The 6,363-nt window shown below is 32.6% G+C and carries 7 protein-coding genes; all 7 read left to right on the top strand.

Annotated elements, in window-relative coordinates:
* Window positions 1-198 precede the first annotated feature (198 nt).
* The 7 genes from HH304_RS04785 (at window position 199) to HH304_RS04755 (ending at window position 6,277) form a co-directional block, all read left to right on the top strand.
* Complete coding sequence (locus tag HH304_RS04785) at window positions 199-627, top strand: DUF6188 family protein (protein WP_169678441.1); 429 nt, start codon at window positions 199-201, stop codon at window positions 625-627.
* Window positions 628-953: 326 nt separating this feature from the next.
* Window positions 954-1,340: a hypothetical protein gene (locus HH304_RS04780; RefSeq protein WP_169678439.1), complete on the top strand. Its 387-nt coding sequence runs from the start codon at window positions 954-956 to the stop codon at window positions 1,338-1,340.
* A gap of 550 nt (window positions 1,341-1,890) precedes the next feature.
* Window positions 1,891-2,202, top strand: coding sequence for a helix-turn-helix transcriptional regulator (locus tag HH304_RS04775; RefSeq protein ID WP_408631351.1), 312 nt, complete (start codon window positions 1,891-1,893; stop codon window positions 2,200-2,202).
* Window positions 2,189-2,518 (top strand): HipA N-terminal domain-containing protein, encoded by a 330-nt coding sequence (locus tag HH304_RS04770; RefSeq protein WP_169678436.1) that lies wholly within the window; start codon window positions 2,189-2,191, stop codon window positions 2,516-2,518. Before HH304_RS04775 ends, HH304_RS04770 begins: the two co-directional genes overlap by 14 nt.
* Window positions 2,508-3,467: a HipA domain-containing protein gene (locus HH304_RS04765; RefSeq protein WP_169678433.1), complete on the top strand. Its 960-nt coding sequence runs from the start codon at window positions 2,508-2,510 to the stop codon at window positions 3,465-3,467. The genes HH304_RS04770 and HH304_RS04765 overlap by 11 nt, the downstream gene beginning before the upstream one ends.
* 690 nt (window positions 3,468-4,157) lie before the next feature.
* Window positions 4,158-4,985 (top strand): hypothetical protein, encoded by an 828-nt coding sequence (locus tag HH304_RS04760; RefSeq protein WP_169678423.1) that lies wholly within the window; start codon window positions 4,158-4,160, stop codon window positions 4,983-4,985.
* A 350-nt stretch (window positions 4,986-5,335) separates the two neighbouring features.
* Entirely contained in the window at window positions 5,336-6,277 is a 942-nt protein-coding gene (locus HH304_RS04755) for a TlpA family protein disulfide reductase (protein ID WP_169678420.1), read from the top strand.
* Window positions 6,278-6,363: the final 86 nt, after the last annotated feature.

Here is a 6,363-nt window from a genome sequence, read left to right as displayed (position 1 = left end):
ATGTATTGACCCTGGAAGTAGAAGAGTATATTAAACTATTGAATAAGAAAAGAAACGAAAGGTGATATTTTGTATGCAGTTATGGCTGGCTATAGTGTCTGATCAATCGCCGGATTCTCACTGTCCTATCGGGTGTGAAATCGGCACGGAAATCAGCCACAAACTCATACATTGAACGTAGTACACAATTGAGAACTAATGAAGTTTAGAATAAAAGAAAAAGGAAAGTCCTATTTACTGCCACTTGAAGGATTCAAGATTTCAGGAATTGATATACGTGATTTTCTTGGTTTAGAATTAACCGAAGAAGGTTCAAATCGACCAATGTTCGTAATCGATATAAACCTGAATTTTGAAATGACAAGATTTAACCAATCGGAAACTCTTGCTCCTTATGATAAAGAAGCTGTTAAAAAGATGATTGACTTGATTGGATTAAAAATTAAAAAATCTGAATCCTCTAAAACCGGAGACTTGTATTTAACCTTGGATGATGGAACTGAAATTAACGTGCCAGATGCGGAATATGAAAGTTGGCATATTAACAAAATTCACCAGGAAAGGATAAAAAACATATGGGTAATTGGCGGAGTTGGCATGACATCCTATTTTGAATTAAATGAATAAAAAAACAGTGTACAATCGAGGCACTGTCTTTAAATACAACTATAAATATATAATTATTTTAATATTTTAAATTCTAATGAGGGCTTCTAAAATTTCAATTATTTAGAAGGACATCCTGATTCCCCCCTTTAGCGATAGCATAACTTCGATTTTTTTATGAAATGTAGGGATTGTATCCCGGTCACCTATCGGTATTTATTAAGAAAATATTTGATTTTGTTCAATCAGGAGCTATTTTAGACATTTAAAGGGAATTATTAACAACACACATATGGGATAAGAATCACTGAGTGAGCGTTATCCTTTCGTTGTGCTGCATTTAGAAAATGAAATCATTGATAGACAAACTGAAAGCTAAATATCCTGACTTAGTTCCCAGAATGAAAATAACTAAGGAAGGAACAGACTTGAAGGTAGAAATTGATTTTGCGAACCCAAAATATAAGCTTTGGTTCACTGACGAGAATTCAGAAAGTTATGTAGTTGGAATTGACTTTTTACATTCCCACTTTGACAGCGGAGATTCGGAATTTAATCAAGAAGCGGCATTAGAATACATTGAAGACATAATGAATGATGAAGTCGTTGCGATTGGAATAAAAGACAAGGAGAAAGACTTCTTGATTGCAACAATGGGAAGAGAAGAAGGAATTAAGCAATATGGAACGGAAAACGAGAAAATTGAAGTCGTATCGTTCACCAAGGAAAATTAAAAAAGAAAAAAACGAAAGCACGATAGAGGCACTGTCTTTAAATGCAACTAGAAATATATAATTATTTTAATATTTCGAATACTAATGAGGGCTTCTAAAATTTCAATTATTAGACGGACATTCTGAATACCCCCACTGTCTGGAGTTTAGCTTCAGCGCAACCTCAGACGTATAATGAAATGCAAGGATTTAATCCCAGTCAATAAAGAAGTAAGCCCAATGATATCCCTCTCAGTAGCATCCTGCCATAAGCAAAATGAGTTACTTCCATCAAATAGTATTTCTAAAATACATTATCCGCTTTCATACGGGTATTTATTAAGAAAATGTTTGATTTTGCGGAATCAAGAGCTACTTTAGGGATTTTTAAAGGGAATTATTAACAAAAATAACAACGAAGTTATAAAGGAAATAAGAGCAATAGAGTCGCGCTTATCCCTTCGTTGTAGCTAATCAAATTATACCCGATTGGGTATACCTCCTACTGAAATCTAATCAACTATACCCGAACAGGTATATTTTACACTAAAGCATATATTTTTATACCCGAATGGGTATATTTTTCGTTTTTATCACTATATTTATACCCGAAAGGGTATATTTTTCGTTTTTATCACTATATTTATACCCGAAAGGGTATAAAATCATTATGGAAAAGCTAAGTCAATTTGTAAAAGAAAGACGTAAAAAACTCGGATTAACACAAGAAGACCTATCGTTTAAAGCAGGCGTTGGACTACGATTTGTGCGCGACCTAGAACAAGGAAAGAAATCATTAATGATTGATAAGGTCAATCAGGTCTTATCATTATTTGGCCATGAACTTGGACCTATACCAACAGAAAGAAATGAAGATCGCTAAAGTTTACATGCATAATAAATTGGCAGGAAAATTAACGGAAGATGAAGATGGTTATCATTTTCAATACGAAAAATCATATCTGGGCCAACCGAACTCAGAAGCAATAAGCGTGACGTTTCCACTTACAAATGATCGATATGAAAGTAAAATTCTATTCCCGTTTTTTGATGGGTTAATTCCTGAAGGGTGGTTATTAGATATCGCACAAAAAAACTGGAAACTAGATCCACGGGATAGAATGAGCATATTATTAAAAACTTGTCATGATTGCATAGGGGCAGTATCAATACAACCACAGGAAGAAAATGGAGAATAAATGTCTTTATTGCTATAAGGAAATTAGTTTAGAAGAGTTAACTACTGAAGCAGGTATAAAAGGTTATCATCAAAAATGCAGTAAGAAATTCTTTGGTAAAATTAATCCTCCAGAATTTAATTTTACAGAAGACCAAATCCTAGAGTTAGCTGAACAAGTAATCAAAAGTCAAAAAACGGTTACAGGTGTTCAACCTAAACTATCCCTTGGACTATCGGAAAATTCATCAGAATCTGAGCGATTTACAATTGTAGGCCTTTGGGGTGAATATATTTTAAAGCCCCAAACAAAAACATACTCAAGTTTACCAGAAATCGAAGATTTGACAATGCACTTGGCTGAAGTCAGTAAATTAAAAACCGTAGAGCATTCACTTATCAGACTGAAATCAGGAGAATTAGCTTATATAACAAAAAGAATTGATCGAAAAAAAGGAAACAAGCTTCATATGGAAGACATGTGCCAAATAACTGAACGAATGACGGAGCACAAGTACAAAGGTTCGTACGAGCAAATAGCAAAGGCTATAAAAAAGCATGCCGAAAATCCAGGTTTGGATGTTACGGATTTCTTTGAATTAGTGCTATTTAGTTTTTTAACTGGAAACAACGATATGCACCTTAAAAATTTCTCTTTACTGAAAAGGAATTCAGAATATGGCCTATGCCCTGCTTATGATCTAGTTGCCACAGAATTAGTATTTGAAGGAGATGACGAAGATCTTGCTTTGAACTTAAATGGGAAGAAAAAAAAGATCAAAAAGAAAGATTTTGAAATTGCCATGAAAGGTGCTGGTTTGGACTCAAAGGTTATAGACAACATATTCAAAAAGTATAAAAAACTAATTCCGAAATGGAGCAAATTCATTGAAGGTAGTTTCTTAAATGATTCAATGAAAGAAGAATACAAATCACTAATTGATAACAAAGCAGCACAAATAGAGCTTTAAAACTAGCTACAATAGAAGTACTGTCTTTTATTGCAACTAGAAATATATAATTATTTTAATATTTTGAATACTAATGAGAGCTTCTAAAATTTGAATTATTTAGAAGGACATCTTGCCACCCATTTAGCGATAGCATAACTTCAGACTTTTAATGAAATGCCGGGATTAAATCCCGATCTATATAAAAAGTGCTTATATCCTGCCAAGATATATCGGTTTACAAGCCATTAAAGATTCATGAGCTCTTTGTTTTTGAAGTTTAAAACAACTATTTTTCCTTTTTTAGAGGAATTTAAACTATAAATCAACACCGTAAACGGGTAATGTATAAGCAATTGCTTTGCTATCATCCACTCGTTGGCAAAAATTAGAAAATCGGTAATGAAACAATTTAATAATGTTGAGCATTCTGAATATCTGATATCGAATTCAAATATTAATTCGAAAAAAATTATAGCCAGCAAATAAAGTGATATTATCTTAATATCTATTTGAGATCATAAACAAAACACCCGTACATTACCCGATTACGTTTGTTTCCTACAACTAAAGAATTACATTTTATTGCTTTTAAACGTTGTAACAATTACTTTCCTATTTTAAAAGCATTTTCGGCCATAATCCCATGAATTATATGAAGCACAAAGGTGCTTATAATCAATTGTTGAGCACAACCTAAACCTAACCTCTATGGAGAAAATATTTGAAATAGCGTCATCTATTACTAATCCGATTTCCCTCATTGCGCTTTTTTTTCTAATCCTCTATTTATTGTATAAGGCAATCGTAGCCAAGATTGGTCAACAAGACGGATTAAGGGGATATAAACTATTAAAACAATTAATGAGTACAGTTGCAATAATAGCCGTATTAACACTCATCTTAGTATTCGGTCTCAAAGCTTATGAAGTATATACCAAAGTAGAAGATGTCCCCGAAATAATTGAGTTAAGTGACAAAATTGAGGAAAAAAGTAATCAGCAAATCGATACTATTTTACAAGAAACATCTAAGATCGATCAGCAAATAGAAAAGTCAAATAATTCCATTAGCAAGCAAATTGATAGTACAAATAAAAACATAACAAAAAATACTAATACTATTATAAATGAAATAAAAAGAGAGGAATTAACAGTTCAGTTCCACTTAGAAAATTATACTGGTGGCAACCTATTGATAGGCAACAATGGAGGAAAAATCATCTTAATGAAAAATTTAAAAATTCATTGGGATTACCAGGAATGTCCCCAACTTGAAGAGCCTAGTGTAGGAGCTCCACTTGTGGAATATCGGTATACAGTCAGCATTACCAAAGAAAAAGGAGAACAAATAATCGACACTAAGGAGTTCAAATACGGAGCAGGAGATGTTGACAAATTTCTTGTTGATATAATTTACCCTGGATTAGGTGTTTATACAATTTGGTTTTCTTTTGAATATACTGTATTTGGGTCTAACAACTGGTATTTGTACAAAACACACTCTGATAGTATTAATAAATGTGTTAATTGGAATTAGATATTTGAAAAATTAATAGAAAGCAATAAACGAAAACAACAATTGATATTAAACACTCGATATTTAAAATATAGACTTTTATGATATCCTAGAATAACACAGTAGCCGAAACTTTAGCGTATAGAAAAGATACGGCAATTAATTACATCTTACCAAAAAGAATAAATACTTACAATTAATACCATTGTATCCGTTTACGATATGTTAAATATCTCCATTAGCTTTGGTATTATACCCAAAACTTATATATTCCATATTTAAAGGAATTCAAAACTATTAATCAACCAAGAAAACGGAGCGAATACCAGGCATAGTAATGCTCTTAACTCTCTCCAGGAAATTTGTTAAATATGAAAACAACCAAACTTATTATTATTCTGATTGTTTCGGTTTTTGTTTTTGCTTGTTACAAAAATGAAAAGACCGAAAATGATTCTTCTGAGAACAATACAGAAGTTCTTGAACCAAATGTTGACATAAACGAATTGGAGTCTGATTTCAACATTTGGTGGTCATACTATTGGAGCAACATTTCATTGGCAACAGAATTTATCGGGTTAAATGAGCAATCAGAAAAAATTGATGAACAGGAGTTTCTTAAAAAGTTAACTACCGGTAAATATATTCCTCTAAAGATAAAATCAGATGAGGATATAAGTACTTACAAACTGTTCAAACTCAGTGCAAATGCAAATAAAGCAAACATTGGAAATATCATGAAGAGTACAGCTCAGAACTACCTCAATCATTATAATATGGAAGGGACAGAGCTACCGGAATTTCAATTTACCGATCTGAAAGGAAATACTTTTAATAGTGAAAATACAAAAGGTAAAACTCTAATTATTAAAACCTGGTATATCAATTGTACTGCCTGTGTTGCTGAAATGCCTGAACTAAATGAATTTGTTGAAAAATACAAACAAAGAGAAGATGTGATTTTCTTAAGTTTGGCTACAGATCCTAAAGATAAATTAGAAGATTTTTTGAAGAAAAAGGAATTTGATTATCCGGTTGTTGCTTCTCAGAAAGATTACATCAAAAATGAGCTTAAGTTACATGCATATCCTACACACATAGTAGTTGATGAAAGTGGAAAAATAAAGAAAGTTATGAATAAGGCATCGGAGTTAATTTCGTACATGGATATTCGTGATAAAAATATACTCAAAGCGGAAAGCCTTTCACCGCCGCCACCACCAAGTCAAAATGCGGAAAGCCTACCACCACCGCCACCAAGTCAAAATCCGGAAAGCCTACCACCACCGCCTCCTGCAGCAGTAACAATGTAAAAAAAATTGGTAATCCCAGGAGAATAAAAAAATATTTATGTCGCCTGGGATTACTATTTACATATTTCAATACTCATACCCCCATT

This window comes from Marinigracilibium pacificum (assembly GCF_012926615.1).
Taxonomy (GTDB): Bacteria; Bacteroidota; Bacteroidia; order Cytophagales; family Cyclobacteriaceae; genus Mangrovivirga; species Mangrovivirga pacifica.
The sequence above is the reverse complement of the archived record's forward strand: the minus strand, read 5'-3'. Positions and strand labels throughout refer to the sequence as shown.